Source organism: Vibrio inusitatus (assembly GCA_024346935.1).
In the GTDB taxonomy this organism is placed as follows: Bacteria; Pseudomonadota; Gammaproteobacteria; order Enterobacterales; family Vibrionaceae; genus Vibrio; species Vibrio inusitatus.
In genome coordinates, this window is record AP024878.1 from 828,579 (window position 1) to 854,476 (window position 25,898).

Consider the following 25,898-nt stretch of genomic DNA (forward strand, 5'->3'; position numbering starts at 1 on the left):
GTCTGAGATGATTGAACTTATTGCGTAGAATCCATCAATTTTTGTAACAATATGCCATTTAACATGGCTCGTTTAACAATTGCAAACGCCCCCATTGTCGGATGTTGCTCTAGTTCAGAGCAGACGATGGGTAAATCTTTGTGAAACGCAGTGAGCGATTGGCTGTTTACGTTCCTTTGAATGGCAGGGAATAATACCTCTTTTGCCTTGGTAATATCACCAGCAATGACGATCTTTTGTGGATTGAACAAGTTGATTACAATTGCTGCTGCTTTACCGAGCTGGTCGCCTACTCGCACAATGCTTTGTGTTGCTAATGCATCACCACTAAGAGCATGTTTGCAAATAGCATTTATGGTGACTTGAGGCTCATCGGCAAGTGTAGAATTATAGCCTTGCGCTAAACGTGCTTTTACACCTTTAATAATTGCAGGGTTAGCCGCAATAGTCTCTAGGCAACCAAAGTTACCACACTGGCACTGCTCACCAAGAGGGTCCACTTGAATGTGACCAATTTCGCCTACGTTTCGGTTTGAACCCAAGAAAACCTGACCTCCAGCCATAATGCCGGAACCGGTGCCGCGGTGTACACTGATTAGGATTGAATCCTTGCAATCGCGTGTTGCGCCAAAATAATGCTCAGCGAGAGCCATACCACGAATGTCGTTTCCTACGAAACACTCGGTCTTAAATTCATCTTTTAAGATCTGAGCCAAAGGCAGATTATCAATCTTGGTGTTAGGCATGTATTGCACAACACCCACATCAGGATTAACCAAACCAGGTAAAATCACACCAATAGCAATTAAGTTGTGAGATATGCCTTCATTGCTGGCTTTGAAAAGCTTAATCTTATCAAAGATTTGCCCCACTAATTGCTCTTGATCGCTGTACTGAATTGCAGATTCACTTTGTGCGAGGATCTCTCCGCTAAGGTCATGCAGAGACAACTGAATATAATCTCGCCCAACACGCACTGCGATTGAGTGAAATGGAGTCACCTGTGTGGTTAGGGATATCGCTCGTCGGCCACCGGTAGAGGCTTGCTGAGCAACCTCTTGTACGAGATTACATTCCAATAGCTGACGAGTGATCTTAGTGACACTTGCTGGCGCTAAATGGCTTAATTCCGCAATCTGAATGCGTGAGATAGGCCCTTTCTGATCAATCAGTCGATAGACAGCTGCGCTGTTCAACTGTTTTACTAGGTCTACATTGCCAATTTGTCCGCCAGTCATAATTATCCCTGTATAAATTGACCGTTTACTACGGTCGCTTTAACGTTAAAGTCATTGTTAAAAATGGTAAGGTTCGCAATCATATCAGGTTTTACACGACCAAGTTTGTGGTCCATACCGATTGCTTTTGCTGGATACAATGTTGCCATGCGTAGTGTTTCATCAAGAGATAAACCTACATGCTTAACGCAGTTCTCTACTGCTTCAATCATGGTAAGTGCAGAGCCACCTAATGTGCCGTCTTCACCTACACACATTCCATCACGAACGTACACCGTTTTGCCGACAAAATTGAACTGGTCCATCTCTGCGCCTGCTGGAGCCGTTGCATCTGTGACTAGTACCAGTTTTTCACCCTTGAGTTTATGTGCGATGCGGATGTTAGCATAGTCTACATGATGCCCATCAACGATAATGCCCGCATAGACGTCTGGAGTATCGAATATAGCGCCAACGACACCTGGCTCACGACCTGTCATCGGAGTCATGGCGTTAAATAGGTGAGTTGCAAAGGTAATGCCTTGCTCAAAACTATCACGTGCTTGTTGATACGTTGCTGCTGTGTGACCGATTGAGACAACAATCCCTGCCTCTTTAAGTTGCTTGATGTGCTCTGGCCTGTTTTGTTCAGGAGCTAAGGTTACCTTAGCCACTAGTTCTGAATGTTGGCAGATAAAGCTGATCATCGCATCGTCTGATTGACGAATATAAGACTCTGTATGAATGCCTTTTCTTGCAAGGTTCAGATAAGGGCCTTCAAGGTGTAGACCGAGTGATTGATGTTTATTTTGCTCCTGATATTTGCGCTGAGCTTCGATTGCGCTGCGCATACTTTCATCTGAAGAGGTGATCAGGGTTGGCAGAAAACTTGTGCAGCCAGATTTTAGGTTAGCTTCGTGCATAATCTGCATGGTTTCAGGCGAGATGTCGTCGTTGATCATCACACCACCACAGCCATTTAATTGAAGATCGATGAAGCCAGGGCTTAAGTTTGCACCTTCTAGATCGATACGTTCAATACCAGTGTCTAATGTTTCTTCAAGGCATACAGCTTTGATTCGGTCGTTCTCAATGACTACCGCGTGGTTAAATAAAGTGTCGCTACCCGTGAACACGGTGCAGTTCGTTAATGCATACATACTTGCTGCTCCTAATTAAAGATCTTTGATATTTTCCGCTTCTAACTCGCGGAAGTATTTAAGGGTTTTGACTTTCAATTCTTGAGAAGCCGGTGAGTCCGCGACAATAACGGCTTTTGAGTGCATCTGCATTGCGCTCACAGTCCATAGGTGATTCACCGAACCTTCTACTGCAGCTTGCAGTGCCTGCGCTTTGTTGTGACCAGTAATAAGTACCATCACTTCTTCTGCATCGAGAAGCGTCGCAACACCGATAGTTAACGCATACTTAGGTACTTGGTTAATGTCGCCATCAAAGAAACGAGAGTTAGCAATGCGAGTTTTTTCGGTCAGCGTTTTAATACGAGTGCGAGACGAAAGAGACGATGCTGGCTCGTTAAATGCGATATGGCCATCATGACCCACGCCACCCATAAATAAGTTAATGCGGCCATAAGATTTAATCTTGGCTTCATAAGCGCGGCACACGGCATCATGGTCTTCTGTGGTGCCATCCAACAAGTTTATGTTTTGCTCTTGAATGTCAACATGGTTGAAGAAATTCTCATACATAAAGGTGCGGTACGACTCTGGGTGATCGCTAGGCAGGCCAACGTATTCATCCATATTGAAGGTCACCACATTCTTAAAGCTCACTTCTCCCGCTGTGTACATTTCTATTAAGTACTTGTAGGTATTGAGCGGCGTACCACCGGTAGGTAGACCAAGCACAAAAGGTCTGTCAGCGGTTGGGCCAAACTTATTTATAGTATTGACAATATGTCGAGCAGACCAACGACCGACGTCTGCGCTTGTTTCTAGTGGGATGAGCCTCACGGTGGATACCTCGCCAAGATTTAAAAATTTATTTAATTGTGCTTAGTATACTCAAAATGATTGTTATTTTTAAGTGTGAAATAAGTTTTATGATCTATCTAACAAAAACAGGCTGTCTACACGCTTTGCTATGACTTGGCTCACGTTTTATAGGGTTTTAATTTGCGACGCAAATTTAAGCCATTAAGATGAAGAGGACTAAATTAATCAGCTAAAAAAAGTTTTAGACTTATTTTCAGATTCCTCAGGGGGAGAAGTAACGTGAACATTCTTGGATATTTTCAGAAGGTAGGTAAGGCGCTAATGGTGCCGGTTGCTACGCTACCAGCAGCAGCGATACTCATGGGTATTGGTTATTGGATTGACCCAACCGGTTGGGGTGGTAACAGTGCATTAGCTGGCTTCCTTATCAAAGCGGGTGCGGCAATCATCGACAACATGTCTTGGCTGTTCGCTGTAGGTGTTGCTTACGGTATGTCTAAAGATAAAGATGGTGCAGCGGCACTCTCTGGTCTTGTGATGATGTATGTTGTTACTACTCTTCTATCTCCTGGTGCAGTAGCACAGATTCAAGGTATTAGCGGCGACGCAGTTCCTGCAGCATTTGGTAAGATTCAAAACCAATTCGTAGGTATTCTTGTGGGTATTATCTCTGCTGAGATCTACAACCGCTTCTCTACTGTTGAATTGCACAAAGCGCTAGCATTCTTCTCTGGTAAGCGCCTCGTTCCTATCTTGACGTCTTTTGCTGGTATCGTAATGGCATTCGTACTTATGTACGTATGGCCTGCAATCTACGATGGCCTTGTACACTTCGGTGAGTCTATCCAAGGTATGGGTTCTGTAGGTGCTGGTATCTACGCATTCTTTAACCGTCTACTTATTCCTGTTGGTCTTCACCACGCATTGAACTCAGTATTCTGGTTCGACGTTGCAGGTATTAACGACATCCCTAACTTCCTAGGTGGCGCTAAGTCTATCGCAGAAGGTACTGGTATCGTCGGTGTAACTGGTATGTACCAAGCGGGCTTCTTCCCAATCATGATGTTTGGTCTACCGGGTGCAGCACTCGCTATCTACCACACGTCAAAGTCTAAGAACAAAGAAAAAGTAGCATCTATCATGATTGCTGCAGGTTTCGCTTCTTTCTTCACGGGTGTAACCGAGCCACTAGAATTCTCATTCATGTTCCTAGCTCCAGCACTATATGTTCTGCACGCTGTTATGACAGGTATCTCTGTATACATCGCAGCATCAATGGAGTGGATTGCAGGCTTTGGCTTCTCAGCAGGTCTTGTGGATATGGTTCTATCTAGCCGCAACCCGCTTGCGAAAGATTGGTACATGCTGATTCTACAAGGCTTTGCATTCTTCGCTATCTACTACGCAGTGTTCCGTACTGTTATCGTTAAGTTTGGTCTTAAAACACCAGGTCGTGAAGATGATGATGAAGAGCAGTCGGGCACAAAGGCTTCAGAAGATACGTCAGAGCTTGCTCAGCAGTACCTTAAAGCTCTAGGTGGTCACAGCAACATTACTAACATCGATGCATGTATTACTCGTCTACGTCTTACTCTAAATGACACCAGTGTCATTAGTGAAAAAGAGCTTAAAGACTTAGGTGCTATGGGTGTAGTGAAACTAGGTTCAAATAACGTTCAAGTTATCCTTGGTCCACTTGCTGAAATTATTGCCGGTGAGATGAAGCGTCTGCCAGCATAAATGCTGAGAAATATTACGATTATTTCGTACTGAAATTGTGTTTAATGCAGAATGCCTCCCTTGGGAGGCATTTTTTTTACCTTTCATAACACAAACATCTAGATTTAGTTGTTTAGACGAATACAATGTAGGGCGTAATAGAACTTTAAAATTGAACCATGAGGTGTTGTAGATGAGTGAAGCTGAGGCTCGACCATCGAATTTTATCCGTCAAATCATCGATAAAGATATCGCGGATGGCAAACATAGCAGCGTGCATACTCGTTTTCCGCCAGAGCCAAACGGCTATCTGCATATCGGACACGCTAAGTCGATCTGTCTAAACTTTGGTATTGCTCAAGACTATCAGGGCCAGTGCAACCTGCGCTTTGATGACACCAACCCTGAAAAAGAAGACATTGAATACGTTGACTCCATCAAGAACGACGTTCAATGGCTAGGCTTCAACTGGTCTGGTGATATCTGTTACTCGTCAAACTATTTTGATCAGTTGTATGCATACGCAGTTGAGCTTATCAATAAGGGCCTAGCTTATGTTGAAGAGCTAACGGCTGATGAAATCCGCGAATACCGCGGTACGTTGAAAGCACCGGGTAAAGAAAGCCCGTATCGCAATCGCACTGTTGAAGAGAACTTAGCGTTATTTGAAAAAATGCGTGACGGTGGCTTTAAAGAAGGTGAGGCATGCTTGCGTGCTAAAATCGATATGAGCTCATCATTCATGGTTATGCGTGATCCGGTTCTATACCGTGTGCGTTTTGCGCATCACCATCAAACTGCTGACAAGTGGTGCATTTACCCAATGTACGACTTTACTCACTGTATTTCAGATGCCCTAGAGGGAATTACTCACTCTTTGTGTACTCTTGAATTCCAAGACAACCGTCGCTTGTACGACTGGGTCCTGGAAAACATCACTATTGATGTTCAGCCACATCAGTATGAGTTTAGCCGCTTGAATCTTGAATATACGGTAATGTCTAAGCGTAAGCTGAGCCAGTTAGTGACTGAGAACTTGGTCAACGGTTGGGATGACCCACGTATGCCTACCATCTCTGGCTTACGTCGCCGTGGTTTCACGCCTGCATCTATTCGTGAATTCTGTAAGCGTATTGGTGTCACCAAACAAGAGAATATGATTGAGTTTGGTTCACTAGAGTCGTGTATTCGTGATGACTTAAACGAGAATGCACCTCGTGCTATGGCGGTTCTTGAGCCTGTTAAGGTGGTGATTGAAAACTACCCTGAAGATCAGGTTGAGACGCTAAACGTAGCAAATCATCCAAACAAGCCTGAAATGGGTAGCCGCGAAGTACCGTTCACTCGTGAAGTATGGATCGAAGCTGATGACTTCCGTGAAGAAGCAAACAAAAAGTATAAACGTTTGGTTCTTGGTAAAGAAGTACGTCTGCGTGGCGCTTACGTGATTAAAGCTGAGCGCATCGAGAAAGATGAGCAAGGTAACATCACTACAATCTTCTGTACTTATGATGATGAGACGCTAGGTAAGAACCCTGCGGATGGTCGTAAAGTGAAGGGCGTTATTCATTGGGTATCTGCTGATAAGGGTGTTCCTGCAGAAATTCGTCTGTACGATCGTTTGTTCACTGTGCCAAACCCAGCGGCGGCAGAAGACTTTAAATCAACGATTAACGCGGAATCACTAGCAGTGAAGCAGGGCTTTGTTGAACCTAGCCTAGTAGGCGCAGAGGTTGAAGCAGGTTATCAGTTTGAGCGTACTGGTTACTTCTGTGTAGACAGCAAAGACAGTAGCACTGAAAATCTAGTGTTCAACCGTACGGTTGGCCTACGTGATACTTGGGCAAACAATAGCTAACAATGCACTTGTACTAGAAACAAAATGCCAGCAAATATGCTGGCATTTTTTATGTCTGTTTTGGGAGATTGTTGCGATTAATCATTTAGAACATAAGAGACATCGCCCGTACGAGAGTCGTACCAGATAACGTGTTTTGCGTTGTTAGGTTGAGTCGCGAACCCATCCTGAGTGAAGATATAAACACATTTAGATTGATGACCTTCATCACCTTTTTGTCGAATGGCGTAAAAATCATAATTTTCAGCTTGGTTAACATTATTGGTCGCTGTTAGTGATGAGTCGAGAAGTCTCTCCCACAACAAATAACAAGCCTTATTTCCCTTACCAATATTAAAGGGTGCTCCCATTGGATCGTTCTTATCGACTCCGAGTGGGAATCCAACATCATTCATATCCAGATGGCTATCTATACTGTTACTACCTTGAGTTGTATCAGTCCCTTCTGCGTATCCAGGCATATTGGCGTATGATTCATTGCCTCTACCTTCAACAACCCATCTTTGATGTGCAAAATTAATCGATTGTTGGAATTCGGCTGCTGCACCTTGCAGCATAGACTCGCGCGCATCAGAATTAAGATCTAAAAATCGCGGGGCAGCCACTACAGCTAGCACCGCGAGTATCACGATAACAACTATCAACTCAATCAGCGTAAATCCATTTTTACTGATAGGCATTTTGTTTGACTCTACTTAGGCGTGTGCGCCTTAGGATCAGCTTTACAGTCACCGTTGGCACAGCGGCCGTATAGGTAAAGACTGTGGTTAGTCAGGTTGATATTGTAACGTTTAGCAATCTCGCGCTGACGTTCTTCAATTACTTCGTCGCTAAATTCGATTACTGAGCCACAATCAAGACAGACAAGATGGTCGTGGTGGTGCTGAGTTGAAAGCTCAAATACTGACTTGCCACCCTCAAAGTGGTGACGAGTAACAATACCGGCATCATCGAACTGGTTTAACACTCGATAAACGGTAGCAAGACCAATCTCTTCACCGATATCGATTAATTTTTTATACAGCTCTTCTGCACTAATGTGCTGACAACCTGGCTGCTGAAGTAGCTCTAAAATTTTTAAGCGTGGTAAAGTGACCTTCAACCCTGCTTCCTTTAGGGCTTTATTATTATCTGGCATGAACGTTCCTATAAAAATCTGAGCCTTACTCTAACGTTCATTATATGGGAAGGAGTCAGAACAATAAACCATGTACTTGTGATGGTTATTTCTTTTGGTCATAAAACGGAAGGATGTCACGAATAGTATGTGATAAATCTTTACAATTTCGTAACGGTCCAAATGACAGATACAAAAAAGGGGCTATGAGCCCCTTTTTACAATCTGAATAAGAGTTAGTCTTCTAGTTCAGCAAGACACATCTCAGCGTGGATTTGGTTAACCCACTTAGTTACGCGTTCGTCAGTTAATTCAGGTTGACGGTCTTCGTCAATGCACAGGCCGATGAAGTTGTCATCATCAACAAGAGCTTTTGACGCTTCAAATTCGTAACCTTCTGTTGGCCAGAGACCCATAATAGTGCCACCTTTGCCTTCTACGATATCGCGAACGGTACCCATAGCGTCACAGAAGTATTCAGCATAATCTTCTTGGTCACCACAACCAAAGATTGCGACTAGCTTAGTGCTAAAATCGATACCTTCAAGTTCAGGAAAGAAGTCATCCCAATCACATTGAGCTTCACCGTAGTACCACGTTGGAATACCGATCAGAAGCAGGTCGAAGTTATCAATGTCTTCTTTGCTGCTCTTTGCAATATCTTGAACATGAACCAGTTTTTTACCGAGTTGCTTTTGAATCATCTTTGCAACAGCTTCTGTATTACCAGTATCACTGCCGAAGAAGAGACCTACACTTGCCATAGAATCAGTACCTATATTAGATGTAATCGGATGCGTTTATAAAGTGAGCTTTAGGTTATATACCAGCGCCTTCCCAAGACAGCTGAATGAGCCCTTTGAGAATAAAACCAGCACAACCTAAAAACAACACAAGCCATACGATACGACGACCAAATGGAGGGACATTACCCTGCTTTAGAACGTCTTTGATTGCGAGACCGATGAGTAAAAATACGGAGGCAAACAACAAATCAAGTCCAATGGATTCAATCTGATTTATGTAATCGTAGAGCATGGCATCCCTTTATGCTTTATCAATCGCGGAACTATATCATAACCTGCTATGGCCTGTGACCCTTGACCTTTAATTTTGTGCAATAAACTTGCGAATAACTCGCAATACCATGTCCGGTTTCTCGGCATGCAACCAGTGCCCTGTGTTTGCTATCACATGAGCTTTGGCATTTGGGAATTGAGCCATAATCTCAGGCTGATGTTCACCTTGAATATAGTCCGAATCTGCACCCTTAATAAATAGGGTAGGTAAAGGGTTTGCTGGTAAGGCAGACCAAGTCATGATTTCTGAATACTGTAACTGCAAGGCTTTATGGTTGAAACGCCAGTCTAAGGTTTCGCCAACCTTATAAAGTGACTTGCTCAAAAATTGTCTGACACCTTCTATTTCAATGTGCTTGGCCATTAGGGTCATGGCTTCAGAGCGAAGCTTGGGTTTGTGATTGGCAACTTCTTGAATACCCAAAAAGACATTGCTGTGCCTGTCAACATTATAAGCGACCGGTGCCATGTCCAAGACAATCAATTGCTTGATGTTAAGCTGACTAATTGAGGCATACTTCATTGCCACCTTTCCGCCCATAGAATGGCCGATCACAGTCAATTCGCTTAACGCTAGTTCATCGATTAACTGGCGAATATCTTCGGCTTGAGCGGCATAATTGTGTACATCGCTGTGCAAAGATTGACCATGATTGCGTAGATCAACACTAATCACTTGATGATCTTGACTGAGATCGCGGGCGAGGAGGCCTAAATTATCTAAACTTCCAAACAAACCGTGGATCAAAAGTATAGGTTTACCATGACCTTGGATCTTATAGTGTAACTGGCTCGACATTTTCTCCAATTCCCTTTTGCTTTCCGTAGAGACTTACTCAATAACTGGGTATAATCTGGCGCAGTTTAAACTAATAAGATTGTGAAAAGCGAATGAAAACCATCGAAGTTGACGAAGAACTGTATAGATTTATCGCGAGCCGTACCCAGCGAATTGGAGAGAGTGCATCCGATATTCTACGACGTTTACTAGATGTGGATGGTATTGCCAAGCTAGAAGCAGAGTCTGTTACGGCAAAGCCAGATACAGATATTGAACCTACAGGCGCGGCCACACCTATCATCGTAGGTAAACCGTCGCAATCGATTGACCCTATCAAGCAAATTCGCAGTGAACTCATCTCTGATGAATTTGCCGCTTTAGATAAAGCGATTGATAGATTTATGTTTGTATTATCTGCACTTCATCGAATTGATAAAGATGGATTCGCCGAAGCGACTCAGGTTAAGGGTCGCAAACGCGTTTACTTCGCAGATAACGAAGCAGTGCTCTTGGCAAGTGGCACCACGACCAAACCAAGAGCCATTCCTGGGTCACCTTTTTGGGTGATCACCAATAACAACACCAGCCGTAAACGTCAGATGGTTGATCAGTTGATGGTGAGAATGTCATTCCCCGCAGAGTTAATAGAGCGAGTGACTCGCTCAATTTAATCCCAAGGAATTATGCCTGCAAAGAACTTCCCCCTTTTTGCGGGCATTTTAAAATTTGAAGAACTATAAAAAAGGAATACAACAATGGCTATGCATCCTCGCGCCGGGCAAAAGGCCCAGCAAGAAGATTTACACAACATCCCTCAGTTGGTAGCTAACTATTACCTACTTCAGCCTGAAGCAGGCAATGCGGATCAAAAGGTAGCATTTGGTACCTCTGGACACCGTGGTAGTGCTGATAAGACTACGTTCAACGAAAACCATATTCTTGCTATTGCTCAAGCTGTAGCTGAAGTTCGCGCAAGCAACGGTGTAACTGGTCCTCTATTTGTGGGTAAAGATACTCACGCTCTTTCAGAGCCAGCATTTGCAACAGTGGTAGACGTATTAGTGGCAAATGGTGTTCAAGTTATTTGTCAAGAAGACGAAGGCTACACACCAACTCCGGGTATCTCTCACGCAATCCTAACGTACAACTTGGTTAACGATGCAAAAGCAGATGGCATTGTAATTACTCCGTCGCATAACCCACCACAAGATGGCGGCATCAAATACAACCCAGTTCACGGTGGTCCTGCTGAGGGCGAGCTAACTCAAGCTATCGAAGATCGTGCAAACGAGATCATCGCAGCAGGATTGGCTGATGTAAAACGTGTAGGCATAGCCGCAGCGAAAGCTAGCGAGTTATTCGTTGAGAAAGATTTGGTTGCTCCTTACGTTGCTGATCTAGTGAACGTTGTTGATATGGAAGCAATCCAAAAAGCAACTATTAAGATTGGTGTTGATCCACTAGGTGGCTCTGGCATCGATTACTGGCGTCAAATCCAGAAGGCTTACAACCTAGACCTAACGCTTGTTAGTGAAGCTGTAGACCCAAGTTTCCAGTTCATGTCTTTGGATAAAGACGGCGTGGTTCGTATGGACTGTTCTTCTCCTTATGCAATGGCAGGTCTGCTAGCACTGAAAGACGACTATGAACTGGCGTTTGGTAACGACCCAGACTACGACCGTCACGGTATTGTGACTCCAGCGGGCCTAATGAACCCTAACCACTTCCTTGCGGTATGTATCGATTACTTATATCGCCACCGTGAAGGTTGGGGTGCTGATGTTGCGGTTGGTAAAACGTTAGTATCCAGTGCAATCATCGATCGCGTTGTTGCTGACCTTGGTCGCGAACTATGTGAAGTGCCAGTTGGCTTCAAATGGTTTGTAGATGGTTTATACGAAGGTAAGTTTGGCTTTGGTGGTGAGGAAAGCGCGGGCGCTTCATTCTTACGTAAAGACGGCACGCCTTGGGCTACCGACAAAGATGGCATCATTCTATGTCTTCTTGCTGCAGAGATTACGGCAGTAACGGGTAAGAACCCACAGCAATACTATAACGAACTAGCGGCTAAGCATGGCGAGTCTAGCTACAACCGTATCCAAGCGGTTGCTAATGGTCCTCAGAAAGACGTGCTTAAAAAGCTATCGGCGGAAATGGTGTCTGCAGATACACTAGCCGGTGACGCAATCACAGCCCGTTTGACTCACGCTCCAGGTAATGGCGCAGCAATTGGTGGTCTTAAAGTGACGACAGCTAACGGTTGGTTCGCAGCGCGTCCATCAGGTACCGAAGAAATCTACAAGATTTACTGCGAAAGCTTTAAGGGTGCAGAGCACCTGAAGTTAATTGAAACGGAAGCACAAGAGATTGTGAACGAAGTATTCAAGGCAGCAGGTCTGTAATCTAGGCCTTGAACGGTAGTTGAGAAAAATAAATCCCCATAGTGCTCTTGTACTATGGGGATTTTTTTAAGCAGATATTGCCGTCTCAGATAGTGTGTCGGTTTAATCTCTAGGATGGGCAAGCCTTTGCTCAAAATCCCAAGCTTTGCTTTTTTGCTTTCGCTGAACAAGGGTAACAATCAAGATTGGCGCGCAAAGCATAAGCATAAAAACGGATATTGCTTCTATCAATTCGGACATATGGTCTCCTAGACGAGCCGGATAATTAATAAACACTTAAAATACAACGAGACTGTATTCCTATGTTCATTCAGCTTCAATATGAACCTTGATGCCTACAATTGAAAACTGTCCAAATCTTTATATTGAAGGTAATCTAACCTATTGTATTTATTGAGTTTATCTTTCTTTTGTGTTTGGTGTTCTTGAATATGCAAACACTGTTTCAAAAATTGATTAGATATTATTGGGCCAATCATTAGGAACAATAAACCAGAAGCGACCTGACTCGCCTTGGCAATGCAAAATCTTACCTTGAATGCTATCCAATAACGATGAGTCTTGGGTTTTACCAGTAGCCCATAACGGCTTATCTAAGCGATACAATTTCTCGTCTATTTTATTAGCCTGATTCTGATGACACCAATAGCCCGCAATCTGCGAGCTGTTTATCCTTTTCTCTTCACAATGCGTTGGGACGACTTGGTTCTCAAATGGGTTGATGTATAAACGCCCTTGCATTAACAAGTGCTGAGATAGGTTTTTCCATTGTGGATACTGGCGGATAAAAACGTCTGACTGTGTGTGCTGAAGCTGTCGTTCCAGCATATGTTTAAGCTTTTTATCCAGCCGGTCTATGGCATTCGGGCCATACCATTTATCGCCATGAAGCAAATAGAACTTAATGGCAACCTCCCAATGTTCAGTCCGTTCTTGCTGGTGGTTGTACAGAATAAAATCTAGTTCGCCAATCGTCCTTCCATTATCACTGAGCTGCAGTTCCGTCGTGGTGATGGAAAGGGAAGGGTTATGTACAAAGAGTTGCTCGCACAAATACTGATAAATAAACCCGAGTCGAGGATTACCTGTGTAGGTTTGCATTTGTTCAGCGCAAAGCGTCTGAAAAGGGAGATGCTCTACAATAATCTCATCACCATGCAGTAGTGGCGGTGTTGTCGCTATCCAATCAGCGAATTGAGATAAAGTAGAGACATCTACGTAGATATTTGGCATTGATTAACGACCCTTAGCAGGTAGACGAGCAGACATTTGTTTGTTTAACTTGCTACATTATAATACCAATCGTAGTCAATAACTGGTCATCCTAGCTTGTTAAAACATTCGATAACGACGTTAGAATTTTTGATTGTAGAATAGCTACTTATCAAAAAGTTCTGCCTTGTGATCCAGCGTTTTTCCTGCGCTATTTCTGACCATTTACTTACTGTGATTGGTATAGATAAATTTTCAATTATTTGGAAGCAAAATGGACAACTTACAGCTGCAACGCATTCTTAATGACAAACTCTCTCCTGAACTCATCAAAGATTACGCGCCTAATGGACTTCAGGTCGAAGGAAGCAAAACTATTAGTAAAATCGTCACTGGAGTGACCGCTTCTCAAGCGCTTATTGATAAGGCTATCGAGTTAGGTGCCGATGCAATTCTCGTTCATCACGGTTATTTTTGGAAGGGTGAACCGGAGCCGATAGTCGGAATGAAAGGTCGCCGTATCCGCTCATTGATTAAGAACGATATCAATTTGTATGGCTATCACTTGCCATTAGATATCCATCCGCAATTGGGCAATAACGCACGTCTAGCACAACTGTTGGACATTGAGGTTGAAGGTGGCCTCGAAGGACATGCTCAATCTGTGGCTATGTATGGGCGCTTGAAGCAAGCTGTGAGCGGCGTAGAATTTGCGAAACGTATCGCTAAAGCGCTAGAGAGAGAGCCTTTACATATCGCCCCCGAGAATGCCGATAAACTAATAGAAACGGTTGGCTGGTGTACTGGTGGCGGCCAGGACTACATTCAGCTAGCTGCAGACAACGGCTTGGATGCTTTTATTTCCGGAGAGATTTCAGAGCGCACCACCTTCGTGGCCCGTGAGCAAGATATTCACTATTTTTCAGCGGGTCACCACGCTACAGAGCGTTATGGTATTAAAGCGCTGGGTGAATGGCTAGCCAAGGAACACGGGTTAGACGTCACCTTTGTCGATATCAATAACCCCGTCTAGCGGCATAAGACAGACCAAAGCATTCGTATTCATAAGGCGAGTATATTGGTTTATCTTGAAGGTTGATTTATGTCTAACTAACCTAGGCAAAGACGGATTAGCTACTTACTACGATTGGTATAAGTAAGGCGTTAGAGCAAGATTAAGTTGAACAATGGCACACCCAATAACGAAAAAAGCCGTATCGAAATACGGCTTTTGATCGTGGTACTTTAAGCGGGACTATTCACGTTCGTGAAGAGGCTTAAATTCGCGCTGTACTTCACCTGTATATAGCTGACGTGGGCGGCCAATGCGGTTGTGTGGATCACTGTGCATTTCGCTCCAGTGTGCTATCCAACCAACAGTACGAGAGATAGCGAAGATAACTGTAAACATAGATACAGGGATACCAATCGCCTTAAGAATGATACCTGAGTAGAAATCTACGTTCGGGTACAATTTCTTCTCTACAAAATACTCGTCTGATAAAGCGATACGCTCAAGTTCCATTGCTACGTCTAACAAAGGATCTTCAATGTTCAGCTCTTTCAGTACATCATGGCACGCTTCACGCATTACAGTTGCGCGAGGATCGTAGTTTTTGTAAACGCGGTGACCGAAGCCCATTAAACGGAATGGGTCATCTTTGTCTTTCGCGCGTGCTACATATTCTTCAATCTTGTCTACACTGCCGATTTCTTCAAGCATATGTAGGCAGGCTTCGTTTGCACCGCCGTGAGCAGGTCCCCATAAAGATGCAATACCCGCTGCGATACATGCAAATGGGTTAGCACCAGAAGAGCCCGCTAGTCTAACGGTAGACGTAGAAGCATTCTGTTCGTGGTCTGCGTGCAGAGTAAAGATTTTGTCCATAGCACGAGCAACGACAGGGTTTACTTCATATTCTTCGCAAGGGTTTGCGAACATCATATGAAGGAAGTTTTCTGCATAGCTTAGGTCGTTTCTTGGGTAAATAAATGGTTGACCTATGCTGTACTTGTAGCACATTGCCGCAAGTGTTGGCATTTTTGACAGAAGTCGGAATGCCGCGATCTCGCGATGTTTGTCATTATTAATGTCTAGTGAATCGTGGTAGAAGGCTGCTAGTGCTCCTACTACCCCACACATTACTGCCATTGGGTGGGCGTCGCGACGGAAGCCGTGAAAGAAGCTTGCGATTTGCTCATGCACCATAGTATGGCGCGTTACAATCTTCTTGAAGTTCTCGTATTTTTCACGAGTTGGAGCTTCTCCGTACAGCAAAATGTAGCAAACTTCTAAATAATCCGCGTTGTTTGCTAATTCATCGATTGGGAAACCACGGTGCAATAAAATGCCCGCGTTGCCATCAATGTAAGTGATTTGAGATTCACAAGATGCAGTGGCAAGAAAACCAGGGTCAAAGGTAAAGTAACCCTTGCTTCCCAATGTACGAACATCGATCACATCTGGGCCATCGGTCCCCTTCATAATCGGCAATTCGATAGGCGCTTGACCCTCAATAGTCAGAGTCGCTTGCTTATCTGCCATAACATTCTCCTTTGTTATTTTATTTTCCATCTTGATTCAATGGTGCACCAAATTTGTACTGATCTTCGGGCGAGAAGTCAATTTATATACCTTTTTGTGTGCACTTGTTTAGGTTTCTATGCATAGAATTAATAAAAATTGGGTCTATGTAACATTATTTGTTAATGCAATTGTATTGGTTTGTTAACGGTCGTATAGTGGCGCTGAAATAAAGGCTATATCTTTGTTTAATCTCCCTATGATATCGACTTTACCAAGGGAGAGTTTTCTATTTTATAGACTAACAAAGTGACAAAACATTCAGGGGCGACCTGCAGTTATGTAAGTTTTTGTTAAATTTCTGCTAAAGAAGCCCAAATGTTTACAATTTGTAAAACTGCTCAAAGGAGCTGAGTGAGCACACCGTGGACAAGAAAAAAACAAGACCTGTCAATCTGGACCTCCAGACGATTCATTTCCCGATCACTGCCATTGCTTCGATCCTACACAGGGTATCTGGTGTTATCACCTTTGTCGCTGTTGGAATTTTGCTTTGGTTACTTTCCATTTCTCTGTCATCACCAAAAGGTTTTATGGAGGCAGCCAGTTTCGTTGATGGCTTCTTCGTTAAATTTATCTTGTGGGGAATACTAACTGCGCTTTTCTACCATATCGTGGGCGGTATCAGACATCTTTGCCAAGACCTAGGGTATTTTGAAGAACTAGAGAGCGGTGCTAAAAGCGCACAAATCTCGTTCATCATTACTGGTGTTCTAGCACTCGTTGCGGGGATAATCGTATGGTAAATAACGTATCTTCGTTTGGACGCAATGGTGTCCATGATTTCCTGCTGGTTCGTGCAACCGCAATCATCCTGACGCTTTATACCATCTACTTATGTGGTTTTTTCCTTATTTCCGGTGACATAGGATATATGGAGTGGAGCAATTTCTTCGGTGGACTGTTCACCAAGATTTTCACCATGATCGCGTTGTTCTGCATTCTGATTCATGCATGGATCGGTTTATGGCAGGTACTAACCGACTACATTAAACCGGCGCTATTGCGCGGTAGTCTGCAATTAGTTCTTATTGCTGTACTACTCGGTTACTTCTTCTCTGGCCTATTTATTCTTTGGGGGGCATAAATGACGATTCCAGTTCGCGAATTTGATGCAGTAGTCATTGGTGCTGGTGGTGCGGGCATGCGTGCGGCACTACAAATCTCTGAGCAAGGTTTGACTTGCGCATTGTTATCAAAAGTATTTCCTACTCGTTCTCACACAGTATCAGCGCAAGGTGGTATTACCGTTGCTCTTGGTAACGCGCATGAAGACCATTGGGAACAACACATGTACGACACAGTCAAAGGTTCCGACTATATCGGTGACCAAGATGCGATTGAATACATGTGTAAAAATGGTCCTGAATCCGTTATCGAACTTGAGAAAATGGGTTTACCTTTTTCCCGTTTTGATGACGGCTCTATCTATCAACGTCCTTTTGGTGGCCAATCTAAAAACTTTGGTGGCGAGCAGGCTGCTCGTACAGCTGCAGCTGCAGACCGTACTGGTCACGCATTGTTACATACGCTTTACCAACAGAACATCAAACATAAAACCACCATTTTTTCTGAGTGGTATGCGCTTGATCTAGTTAAAAATGAAGACGGTGCGATTCTTGGTACGACCGCGCTGTGCATGGAAACGGGTGAGGTGTGTTATTTCAAAGCGAAAGCAACCATTCTAGCGACTGGCGGTGCGGGCCGTATTTACGCATCTACCACCAACGCACACATTAACACTGGTGATGGTGTGGGCATGGCGATTCGTGCCGGCGTTCCTATGCAAGATATAGAGATGTGGCAGTTCCACCCAACCGGTATTGCTGGCGCAGGTGTTTTAGTGACCGAAGGCTGTCGTGGTGAAGGGGGTTACCTTCTAAATAACGACGGTGAACGTTTCATGGAACGCTATGCACCAAATGCTAAAGATTTGGCCGGTCGTGATGTGGTTGCCCGTTCAATGATGATTGAAATCCGTGAAGGTCGCGGTTGTGATGGCCCTTGGGGTCCACATATCAAACTTAAATTAGACCATCTTGGTAAAGAGACTCTAGAGTCTCGTCTGCCAGGCGTTTGTGAATTGTCACGGACCTTTGCTCACGTTGATCCAGTGAAAGAGCCTATTCCTGTCATTCCAACTTGTCACTACATGATGGGCGGCGTGCCAACTCAGGTATCAGGACAAGCGATCAAGCAAACAGAAGATGGAACCGATGTTGAGATCCAAGGTCTATTCGCATGTGGTGAAATCGCTTCGGTTTCAGTACACGGCGCGAACCGACTTGGTGGCAACTCATTGCTAGATCTAGTGGTATTTGGTCGAGCAACAGGTCTACATCTTGGTGAAACCTTGCAAAAGCAAGCTGAAGCTAAACCGGCAACGGATGAAGACATTGCGCGTTCATTAGAGCGTTATAATCGCTGGGAAAATAGCACCGAAGGTGAAGACCCAACGCAGATCCGTAAAGATCTGCAGCAGTGTATGCAAAATAATTTTTCTGTGTTCCGTGAAGGGGATGCAATGGCCAAAGGTCTTGAAGAGCTTAAGGCGATTCGAGAGCGTCTAAACAATGCGTATCTTGCAGATAAGTCTACCGAATTTAATACTCAACGAATTGAATGTCTTGAGTTGGAAAACTTAATGGAAACGGCATACGCAACCGCTGTTGCAGCAAATTACCGTACTGAAAGTCGTGGCGCACATGCCCGATTTGACTTCCCAGACCGAGATGATGCGCAATGGTTATGTCATTCACTGTACAACCCAGATACCGAGTCTATGACTAAACGTGACGTGAATATGGAACCTGTACATCGCCGAGCATTTCCACCAAAAGCTAGAACGTACTAAGGGAGCGAGATATGAACTTGAAATTTTCTGTCTATCGCTACAACCCAGATGTGGACAGCAAACCGTATATGAAGCAGTACACCTTAGAGGTGGATGAAGGCTCAGATATGATGGTGTTGGACGCGCTTATTTTGTTGAAAGAGCAAGACCCATCGTTGTCGTTCCGCCGCTCTTGTCGAGAAGGTGTCTGTGGTAGTGATGGCTTAAACATGAATGGTAAGAATGGATTGGCGTGTATCACGCCTCTTTCCGCATTAAAGGGCGATACACTTATAATTCGACCTTTACCCGGATTGCCCGTTGTTCGCGATTTGATTGTTGATATGACTCAGTTCTACAACAACTATGAAAAAGTGAAACCATTTCTTATCTCGGACGGTGAACTGCCACCATCAAGAGAACATAAACAGTCTCCAGAAGAGCGTGCACACCTTGATGGTTTGTATGAATGTATCATGTGTGCATGTTGTACCACATCATGCCCATCATTCTGGTGGAACCCTGATAAGTTCATTGGCCCTGCAGGTCTATTAGCAGCTTATCGCTGGTTAATTGATAGCCGAGATACGGCAACTGATGAACGACTGAGCGATCTAGACGACGCATTTAGTGTTTTCCGTTGTCATGGCATCATGAACTGTGTCAGTGTATGTCCTAAGGGGTTGAACCCTACCAAAGCGATTGGGCATATCAAGACGATGTTGGTCAATCGTTCGGTATAGATTATTGAAATTACGGGCTTTTCAGAGTTTACTGTTTAGCCCGTCATAGCCAAACATTTAGGTTTGGGCAGAAGTTCGGCAAAGACCGAAACAATAAGTATTAATCTACAGTTTAAGGGAATATATGCATAACGGTGTGATGAAGGCATGGCTCGAGTCTTCACACTTGGCAGGCGCCAATGCAACGTACGTAGAAGAACTCTACGAACTTTATCTAAGTGACCCAGATCTGGTGAGTGAGGAATGGAAGCGCGTTTTTGATGAACTGCCGGTGCAGGCATCAGAGCAAGGGGAGCAATCTCATACGCGTGTTCGTGACTACTTTCGCAGACTTGCACAAGAGACTAAGCATTATAATGTCCAAGTAAGTGATCCTGATGTCGATGCAAAACAAGTAAGGGTACTTCAACTTATTAACGCCTATCGATTTAGAGGCCACCAAGCGGCCAATCTGGATCCACTAGGTTTATGGGAACGCCCAGTTCAGCCTGAACTAGACCCTGCGTTTCACAGTCTTACAGAAGACGATCTCAATGAAAGTTTTAACGTCGGTTCTTTTGCAGTAGCACAAGAAACGATGCAGTTAAAAGACCTCTATAAAGCGCTCAACAAGACTTACTGTGGTTCAGTCGGTGCAGAATACATGCACATGACCAACACAGAACAGAAACGTTGGGTTCAGCAACGCCTTGAATCGGTTCAATCTCAACCAGAATTCACTCTCGATGAGAAGATCACCTATCTTGATGAACTTACCGCAGCTGAAGGCTTAGAGCGCTACCTTGGTGCAAAATTCCCCGGCGCAAAACGCTTCTCTCTAGAAGGCGGTGACGCACTTATCCCTATGACCAAAGAGCTGATTCGTCATGCAGGTCGTAGTGGTATGCGTGAAGTCGTTGTGGGCATGGCTCACCGTGGTCGTTTGAACATGCTAGTCAATGTTTTGGGTAAAAAGCCTCAGGACTTGTTCGATGAGTTTGCGGGTAAGCACGACGAAACATGGGGCACCGGTGATGTTAAGTATCACCAAGGCTTCTCTGCTGACTTTGCGACCCCTGGCGGTAATGTCCACTTAGCATTGGCATTTAACCCATCTCACTTAGAGATCGTTAATCCAGTAGTTATTGGCTCAGTACGTGCTCGTCAGGACCGTCTTGGTGACAAGAATGGTTCAAAGGTATTACCTATTACTATTCATGGTGACTCTGCAATTGCAGGTCAGGGTGTAGTACAAGAGACATTTAACATGTCTCAAGCGCGTGGCTTCCAAGTGGGGGGTACGGTTCGTATTGTTGTGAACAATCAAATTGGTTTCACAACGTCTAACCCTCGTGATACGCGCTCAACTATGTACTGTACTGATATCGCCAAGATGGTACAGGCACCAATATTTCACGTGAATGCCGATGATCCAGAAGCAGTAGCGTTTGTTACGCGCATTGCTCTCGATTACCGCAACACGTTTAAGCGTGATGTAGTTATCGACCTTGTTTGTTACCGTCGCCATGGTCACAACGAAGCCGATGAACCAAATGCAACACAGCCGTTGATGTACCAAAAGATCAAGAAGCACCCAACACCACGTAAGCTATACGCTGATGTGATGATGGAGCGCGATGAGATTGGTATCGATACAGCAACACAATTAGTCAATGAATACCGAGACGCCCTCGACCACGGTGAAGTGGTGGTGAAAGAGTGGCGCCCAATGGCACTGCATTCAGTGGATTGGTCTCCTTATATAGGCCATGAATGGGATATGGAATGGGACAGCCAGTATGGACTGACTCGCCTTAAAGAACTGGGCAACAAGCTCTGTGATTACCCTGATAGCCATAAACTGCAAAGTCGTGTTAATAAGCTGTATAACGACCGTAAATCAATGATCGATGGTGAGAAAGCTATTGATTGGGGTATGGCAGAAACACTGGCGTATGCCACTTTAGTGGATGATGGGAAACGTATCCGTATCTCAGGTCAGGATTCAGGTCGTGGAACCTTCTTCCACCGCCATGCAGTGCTTCACAACCAAGAAGATGCTAGCACTTATGTTCCGCTAGCGAACATCCACGATAAGCAAGGCCCATTCCAAGTCTTCGATTCAGTGTTGTCTGAAGAAGCGGTATTGGCATTTGAGTATGGATATACCACAGCAGAGCCAGGTGGTCTGACTATTTGGGAAGCTCAATTTGGTGATTTCGCCAATGGCGCTCAGGTTGTTATTGATCAGTTCATCTCCTCTGGTGAGCAAAAGTGGAACCGTCTATGTGGTATCACATTGTTGCTTCCTCATGGTTATGAAGGACAAGGCCCAGAGCATTCATCGGCTCGCTTAGAGCGCTACTTACAGTTGTGTGCTGAACAAAATATGCAGGTTGTGGTGCCATCTACTCCTGCACAGGTCTACCACATGTTGCGTCGTCAGGTAGTACGCCCAATGCGTCGTCCTCTGATTGTTATGTCACCTAAGTCTCTACTGCGTCACCCTCTATGTGTGTCGTCTCTAGAAGATCTAGCGGAAGGAACATTCCAATCGGTTATTCCTGAGGTGGATGAGCTAGATAACGCTAAGGTACGTCGTGTCGTCTTTTGTTCTGGCAAGGTCTACTTTGATTTGCTAGATGAGAGACGCAAGCGTGAACTTGAAGATGTAGCGATTGTTCGTATTGAACAGCTGTATCCATTCCCGCTAACGGACCTTCGTGAAGTGATCTCAGTTTACCCTGAAGCAAAAGACTTCGTTTGGTGTCAGGAAGAGCCGCAGAACCAAGGTGCTTGGTATTCAAGCCAACACAACTTCAGAGCGGCAACGCCATTTAATACAACCCTTAACTATGCAGGGCGTCCAGCTTCTGCATCACCAGCGGTTGGTTACATGTCGGTTCACTTGAAACAACAGAAAGCGTTAATCAATGACGCTCTTACAATTGATAAAGAACTAGAAGAATAAGGAAGCCCAACAAATGACAATTGAAATTCTGGTTCCTGATTTACCTGAATCAGTTGCTGATGCTACCGTTGCAACTTGGCATAAAAAACCAGGTGATAGAGTAGAGCGTGATGACGTATTGGTTGATATTGAGACTGATAAAGTTGTCCTAGAAGTACCCGCACCTGAAGCCGGTGTTCTTGAAGAGATTTTAGAAGAAGAAGGTGCAACGGTTCTTGCGAAGCAGCTTCTTGCAAAGATCAAACTTGGTGCAGTGGCTGGTGAGCCAACTAAAGATAGCACTGAAGACACAGAAGCCTCTCCAGACAAGCGTCACAAGGCCTCTTTGACAGAAGAGAGCAATGAGGCACTAAGCCCAGCTGTGCGTCGTCTTCTCGCTGAGCACAGCCTTAGTCCATCAGATGTGAAAGGCACGGGTGTCGGTGGTCGTATTACTCGCGAAGACGTTGATGCACATCTAGCTAATGCGGCTAAAGCTGCCCCTGCAGCGACCCCTATTGTAGAACCAGAGTTACCCTCTGCAGCTCGTACACAAAAACGAGTGCCTATGACTCGCTTGCGTAAGACGGTCGCAAACCGCCTACTAGAAGCGAAGAACAGTACAGCAATGCTGACTACGTTCAACGAAGTGAACATGAAGCCAATTATGGATCTTCGTGCACAGTACAAAGACTCGTTTGAGAAGCGTCATGATACGCGTCTTGGCTTCATGTCTTTCTATGTGAAGGCCGTTACCGAAGCGCTAAAACGTTACCCAGAAGTGAATGCTTCTCTAGATGGTGAAGATATTGTGTATCACAATTACTTCGATATCAGTATGGCGGTTTCGACTCCACGTGGTCTAGTAACTCCGGTCTTAAAAGACTGCGATACGCTAAGCTTTGCGGAAATTGAGAAGGGTATTAAAGAGCTCGCAATCAAAGGTCGCGACGGCAAGCTAACGGTTGATGAGTTGATTGGTGGTAACTTCACGATCACCAATGGTGGTGTGTTTGGTTCGCTAATGTCTACTCCGATCATCAACCCACCACAAGCTGCAATCTTGGGTATGCATAAGATCCAAGACCGCCCAATGGCTGTTAATGGCAAGGTTGAAATCCTACCAATGATGTATCTGGCTCTTTCTTATGATCATCGTCTAATTGATGGTCGTGAATCAGTAGGTTTCTTAGTAACAATCAAAGAACTACTAGAAGATCCAGCTCGTCTCCTACTGAATGTTTAATTAAGAATTAGGGGTGCCTGTTAGCACCCCTATTAGACCTTCGGGTCATAGCTCAAGAAGTACCCTACACCTGTTGAAGAGCAATCTTTGGCGAGAGGAAATCATTTAAGCGAATGCTGAGCATTTGCTTAAAAATGGAATGGAATATAGTAATGAATTTGCATGAATATCAAGCTAAACAACTGTTTGCTGAATTTGGGCTACCTGTACCAGAAGGGTTTGCCTGCGATACGCCACAAGAAGCGTTTGAAGCGGCAGGACGAATTAGCACAGCAAAGAAAGTAGTTAAGTGCCAAGTGCACGCTGGTGGTCGTGGTAAAGCCGGTGGTGTTGAATTGCATGACACCAAAGAAGGTGTAAAAGAATTTGCTCAAAAGTGGTTAGGTAAAAACCTAGTGACTTTCCAAACTGATGCCAATGGTCAGCCAGTATCGAAGATCTTGGTTGAGGAAGCATCAAACATTGCCAATGAGTTATACCTAGGTGCTGTTGTTGACCGTGCTTCACGTCGTATCGTGTTCATGGCCTCGACAGAAGGCGGTGTAGACATTGAAAAAATTGCTGAAGAGACACCAGAGTTGATTCACAAAGCAGCGATTGATCCATTGGTTGGGCCGCAGGCATTCCAAGGTCGTGAGCTAGCATTCAAACTAGGTTTGAGCGGTGACCAAATCAAACAGTTCGTGAAGATCTTCATGGGTCTTGGCAACATGTTTGCAGAGTATGATCTTGCACTGCTAGAGATTAACCCTTTGGTTGTGACTAGCGAAGGTAATTTACTTTGCCTAGATGGCAAAATTAACATCGATTCAAATGCCATGTATCGCCAGCCTAAGCTCCGTGAAATGCACGATCCATCTCAAGAAGATGAGCGTGAAGCACACGCAGCTCAGTGGGAACTGAACTACGTTGCGTTAGATGGCAGCATTGGTTGCATGGTAAACGGTGCAGGCCTTGCTATGGGTACGATGGACATCGTAAACCTACATGGTGGCCAACCTGCTAACTTCCTAGACGTAGGTGGCGGTGCAACAAAAGAGCGTGTTACCGAAGCGTTTAAGATCATTCTATCTGATAGCAATGTTAAAGCGGTTCTAGTGAACATCTTTGGCGGTATCGTACGTTGTGATTTGATTGCAGATGGCATCATCGGCGCAGTTGAAGAAGTGGGCGTTAAGGTTCCAGTTGTTGTGCGTTTGGAGGGTAACAATGCGCCTCTAGGCTCTCAGAAACTGGCAGAAAGTGGTCTAAACATTATTGCTGCAAATTCTCTGACTGAAGCAGCGGAAAAAGTTGTAGCTGCAGCGGAGGGCAAATAATGTCTGTACTAATTAATAAAGATACTAAAGTTATCTGCCAAGGCTTTACTGGTGGTCAAGGTACGTTCCACTCAGAGCAAGCGATTGAATACGGAACACAAATGGTCGGTGGTGTTTCACCGGGCAAGGGTGGTCAAACTCATCTTGGTTTGCCTGTGTTCAACACAGTGCGCGACGCAGTAGAAACAACCGGTGCAACTGCATCAGTTATCTACGTACCAGCGCCGTTTTGTAAAGACGCAATCCTTGAAGCTATCGATGCTGGCATTAAGCTCATCGTGACCATCACCGAAGGCATCCCTACGTTAGACTTACTTGATGTTAAGGTTCGTCTAGACGAAGCTGGCGTTGTGATGATCGGCCCTAACTGCCCAGGCGTGATTACTCCTGATGAGTGTAAAATTGGCATCATGCCAGGACACATTCACAAGAAGGGTAAAGTCGGTATCGTTTCTCGCTCTGGTACGTTGACGTATGAAGCTGTTAAGCAGACGACAGACGAAGGCTTTGGTCAGTCTACTTGTGTTGGTATTGGTGGTGATCCAATTCCAGGCTCTAACTTCATTGATATCTTAAAGCTATTTGAACAAGACCCTGAAACTGAAGCTATCGTGATGATCGGTGAGATTGGCGGTACAGCTGAAGAAGAAGCTGCGGCATACATTAAAGACAACGTCTCTAAGCCTGTAGTATCTTACATCGCAGGTGTTACAGCGCCTCCAGGTAAACGTATGGGGCACGCTGGTGCAATCATCTCTGGTGGTAAAGGTACAGCTGAAGATAAATTCCAAGCGTTAGAAGCCGCTGGAGTAAAAACAGTGAAAAGCCTTGCTGATATTGGCAAAGGACTACGTGAGATTACCGGTTGGTAATCTAGCTTTTCCTTGATGTGAATACGTGA

General features: G+C 44.6%; 24 protein-coding genes. 13 read left to right on the forward strand and 11 right to left on the reverse strand.

Annotation, left to right across the window (positions count from 1 at the left end):
- Nucleotides 1-17: 17 nt before the first annotated feature.
- From nagC to nagB, 3 genes are read right to left on the reverse strand one after another with little or no spacing between them, the layout of a single operon-like run.
- The gene (gene nagC / locus OCU48_RS03915; protein ID WP_141343811.1) at nt 18-1,238 is read right to left on the reverse strand and encodes a DNA-binding transcriptional regulator NagC; all 1,221 of its coding nucleotides are present in this window, start codon (nt 1,236-1,238) and stop codon (nt 18-20) included.
- A 2-nt stretch (nt 1,239-1,240) separates the two neighbouring features.
- Nucleotides 1,241-2,377 (reverse strand): N-acetylglucosamine-6-phosphate deacetylase, encoded by a 1,137-nt coding sequence (gene nagA, locus OCU48_RS03920; RefSeq protein ID WP_141343812.1) that lies wholly within the window; start codon nt 2,375-2,377, stop codon nt 1,241-1,243.
- A 15-nt stretch (nt 2,378-2,392) separates the two neighbouring features.
- A complete protein-coding gene (nagB, locus tag OCU48_RS03925) occupies nt 2,393-3,193 on the reverse strand; it encodes a glucosamine-6-phosphate deaminase (protein WP_141343813.1) in 801 nt (266 codons plus the stop codon).
- A 261-nt stretch (nt 3,194-3,454) separates the two neighbouring features.
- On the opposite strand from nagB, the gene nagE reads away from it, so the two are divergent.
- Both nagE and glnS read left to right on the forward strand, forming a co-directional pair.
- Nucleotides 3,455-4,915, forward strand: coding sequence for an N-acetylglucosamine-specific PTS transporter subunit IIBC (gene nagE, locus OCU48_RS03930; protein WP_141343814.1), 1,461 nt, complete (start codon nt 3,455-3,457; stop codon nt 4,913-4,915).
- Between the two features lie 172 nt (nt 4,916-5,087).
- Nucleotides 5,088-6,752 (forward strand): glutamine--tRNA ligase, encoded by a 1,665-nt coding sequence (glnS, locus tag OCU48_RS03935; protein WP_141343815.1) that lies wholly within the window; start codon nt 5,088-5,090, stop codon nt 6,750-6,752.
- A 77-nt stretch (nt 6,753-6,829) separates the two neighbouring features.
- Here glnS and OCU48_RS03940 read toward each other — a convergent pair whose 3' ends face one another.
- The 5 genes from OCU48_RS03940 to OCU48_RS03960 form a co-directional block, all read right to left on the reverse strand.
- Complete coding sequence (locus tag OCU48_RS03940) at nt 6,830-7,432, reverse strand: pilus assembly FimT family protein (RefSeq protein ID WP_141343816.1); 603 nt, start codon at nt 7,430-7,432, stop codon at nt 6,830-6,832.
- A gap of 11 nt (nt 7,433-7,443) precedes the next feature.
- Nucleotides 7,444-7,890, reverse strand: coding sequence for a ferric iron uptake transcriptional regulator (gene fur / locus OCU48_RS03945; RefSeq protein ID WP_017026763.1), 447 nt, complete (start codon nt 7,888-7,890; stop codon nt 7,444-7,446).
- A 215-nt stretch (nt 7,891-8,105) separates the two neighbouring features.
- Complete coding sequence (fldA, locus tag OCU48_RS03950; RefSeq protein ID WP_141343817.1) at nt 8,106-8,633, reverse strand: flavodoxin FldA; 528 nt, start codon at nt 8,631-8,633, stop codon at nt 8,106-8,108.
- 55 nt (nt 8,634-8,688) lie between these two features.
- Complete coding sequence (locus tag OCU48_RS03955; protein WP_141343818.1) at nt 8,689-8,907, reverse strand: DUF2788 domain-containing protein; 219 nt, start codon at nt 8,905-8,907, stop codon at nt 8,689-8,691.
- Between the two features lie 69 nt (nt 8,908-8,976).
- Nucleotides 8,977-9,747: an alpha/beta fold hydrolase gene (locus OCU48_RS03960; protein ID WP_141343819.1), complete on the reverse strand. Its 771-nt coding sequence runs from the start codon at nt 9,745-9,747 to the stop codon at nt 8,977-8,979.
- 92 nt (nt 9,748-9,839) lie between these two features.
- Between OCU48_RS03960 and seqA the strand changes: the two genes are divergently transcribed.
- Nucleotides 9,840-10,400, forward strand: coding sequence for a replication initiation negative regulator SeqA (gene seqA / locus OCU48_RS03965; protein WP_141343820.1), 561 nt, complete (start codon nt 9,840-9,842; stop codon nt 10,398-10,400).
- Between the two features lie 84 nt (nt 10,401-10,484).
- On the forward strand, nt 10,485-12,131 hold the full coding sequence (gene pgm, locus OCU48_RS03970) for a phosphoglucomutase (alpha-D-glucose-1,6-bisphosphate-dependent) (protein WP_141343821.1): 1,647 nt from the start codon (nt 10,485-10,487) through the stop codon (nt 12,129-12,131).
- 102 nt (nt 12,132-12,233) lie between these two features.
- On the opposite strand, the gene OCU48_RS03975 is transcribed toward pgm, so the two are convergent.
- Both OCU48_RS03975 and OCU48_RS03980 read right to left on the reverse strand, forming a co-directional pair.
- Nucleotides 12,234-12,371 carry a hypothetical protein gene (locus tag OCU48_RS03975; RefSeq protein ID WP_167496140.1) on the reverse strand — a complete coding sequence of 46 codons (138 nt, stop codon included), beginning with the start codon at nt 12,369-12,371 and terminating at the stop codon, nt 12,234-12,236.
- A 216-nt stretch (nt 12,372-12,587) separates the two neighbouring features.
- A complete protein-coding gene (locus tag OCU48_RS03980; RefSeq protein WP_141343822.1) occupies nt 12,588-13,364 on the reverse strand; it encodes a DUF1853 family protein in 777 nt (258 codons plus the stop codon).
- A gap of 253 nt (nt 13,365-13,617) precedes the next feature.
- On the opposite strand from OCU48_RS03980, the gene OCU48_RS03985 reads away from it, so the two are divergent.
- Complete coding sequence (locus OCU48_RS03985) at nt 13,618-14,376, forward strand: Nif3-like dinuclear metal center hexameric protein (protein WP_141343823.1); 759 nt, start codon at nt 13,618-13,620, stop codon at nt 14,374-14,376.
- Nucleotides 14,377-14,598: 222 nt separating this feature from the next.
- On the opposite strand, the gene OCU48_RS03990 is transcribed toward OCU48_RS03985, so the two are convergent.
- The gene (locus tag OCU48_RS03990; protein ID WP_141343824.1) at nt 14,599-15,888 is read right to left on the reverse strand and encodes a citrate synthase; all 1,290 of its coding nucleotides are present in this window, start codon (nt 15,886-15,888) and stop codon (nt 14,599-14,601) included.
- A gap of 404 nt (nt 15,889-16,292) precedes the next feature.
- Between OCU48_RS03990 and sdhC the strand changes: the two genes are divergently transcribed.
- The 8 genes from sdhC to sucD all read left to right on the forward strand — a co-directional run bounded on the left by sdhC (nt 16,293) and on the right by sucD (nt 25,869).
- Nucleotides 16,293-16,673 (forward strand): succinate dehydrogenase cytochrome b556 subunit, encoded by a 381-nt coding sequence (gene sdhC / locus OCU48_RS03995; RefSeq protein ID WP_141343825.1) that lies wholly within the window; start codon nt 16,293-16,295, stop codon nt 16,671-16,673.
- Entirely contained in the window at nt 16,667-17,014 is a 348-nt protein-coding gene (sdhD, locus tag OCU48_RS04000; RefSeq protein ID WP_017026746.1) for a succinate dehydrogenase, hydrophobic membrane anchor protein, read from the forward strand. The genes sdhC and sdhD overlap by 7 nt, the downstream gene beginning before the upstream one ends.
- Nucleotides 17,015-18,781, forward strand: coding sequence for a succinate dehydrogenase flavoprotein subunit (gene sdhA / locus OCU48_RS04005; protein WP_141343826.1), 1,767 nt, complete (start codon nt 17,015-17,017; stop codon nt 18,779-18,781). It begins immediately after the preceding gene.
- 11 nt (nt 18,782-18,792) lie between these two features.
- The gene (locus OCU48_RS04010) at nt 18,793-19,503 is read left to right on the forward strand and encodes a succinate dehydrogenase iron-sulfur subunit (RefSeq protein ID WP_141343827.1); all 711 of its coding nucleotides are present in this window, start codon (nt 18,793-18,795) and stop codon (nt 19,501-19,503) included.
- 124 nt (nt 19,504-19,627) lie between these two features.
- Nucleotides 19,628-22,453, forward strand: a complete 2,826-nt coding sequence (gene sucA / locus OCU48_RS04015) for a 2-oxoglutarate dehydrogenase E1 component (protein WP_141343828.1) — start codon at nt 19,628-19,630, stop codon at nt 22,451-22,453.
- 13 nt (nt 22,454-22,466) lie between these two features.
- Nucleotides 22,467-23,678 (forward strand): 2-oxoglutarate dehydrogenase complex dihydrolipoyllysine-residue succinyltransferase, encoded by a 1,212-nt coding sequence (odhB, locus tag OCU48_RS04020; RefSeq protein WP_141343829.1) that lies wholly within the window; start codon nt 22,467-22,469, stop codon nt 23,676-23,678.
- Nucleotides 23,679-23,830: 152 nt separating this feature from the next.
- The gene (sucC, locus tag OCU48_RS04025) at nt 23,831-24,997 is read left to right on the forward strand and encodes an ADP-forming succinate--CoA ligase subunit beta (RefSeq protein ID WP_141343830.1); all 1,167 of its coding nucleotides are present in this window, start codon (nt 23,831-23,833) and stop codon (nt 24,995-24,997) included.
- Entirely contained in the window at nt 24,997-25,869 is an 873-nt protein-coding gene (sucD, locus tag OCU48_RS04030; RefSeq protein ID WP_141343831.1) for a succinate--CoA ligase subunit alpha, read from the forward strand. Before sucC ends, sucD begins: the two co-directional genes overlap by 1 nt.
- Nucleotides 25,870-25,898: the final 29 nt, after the last annotated feature.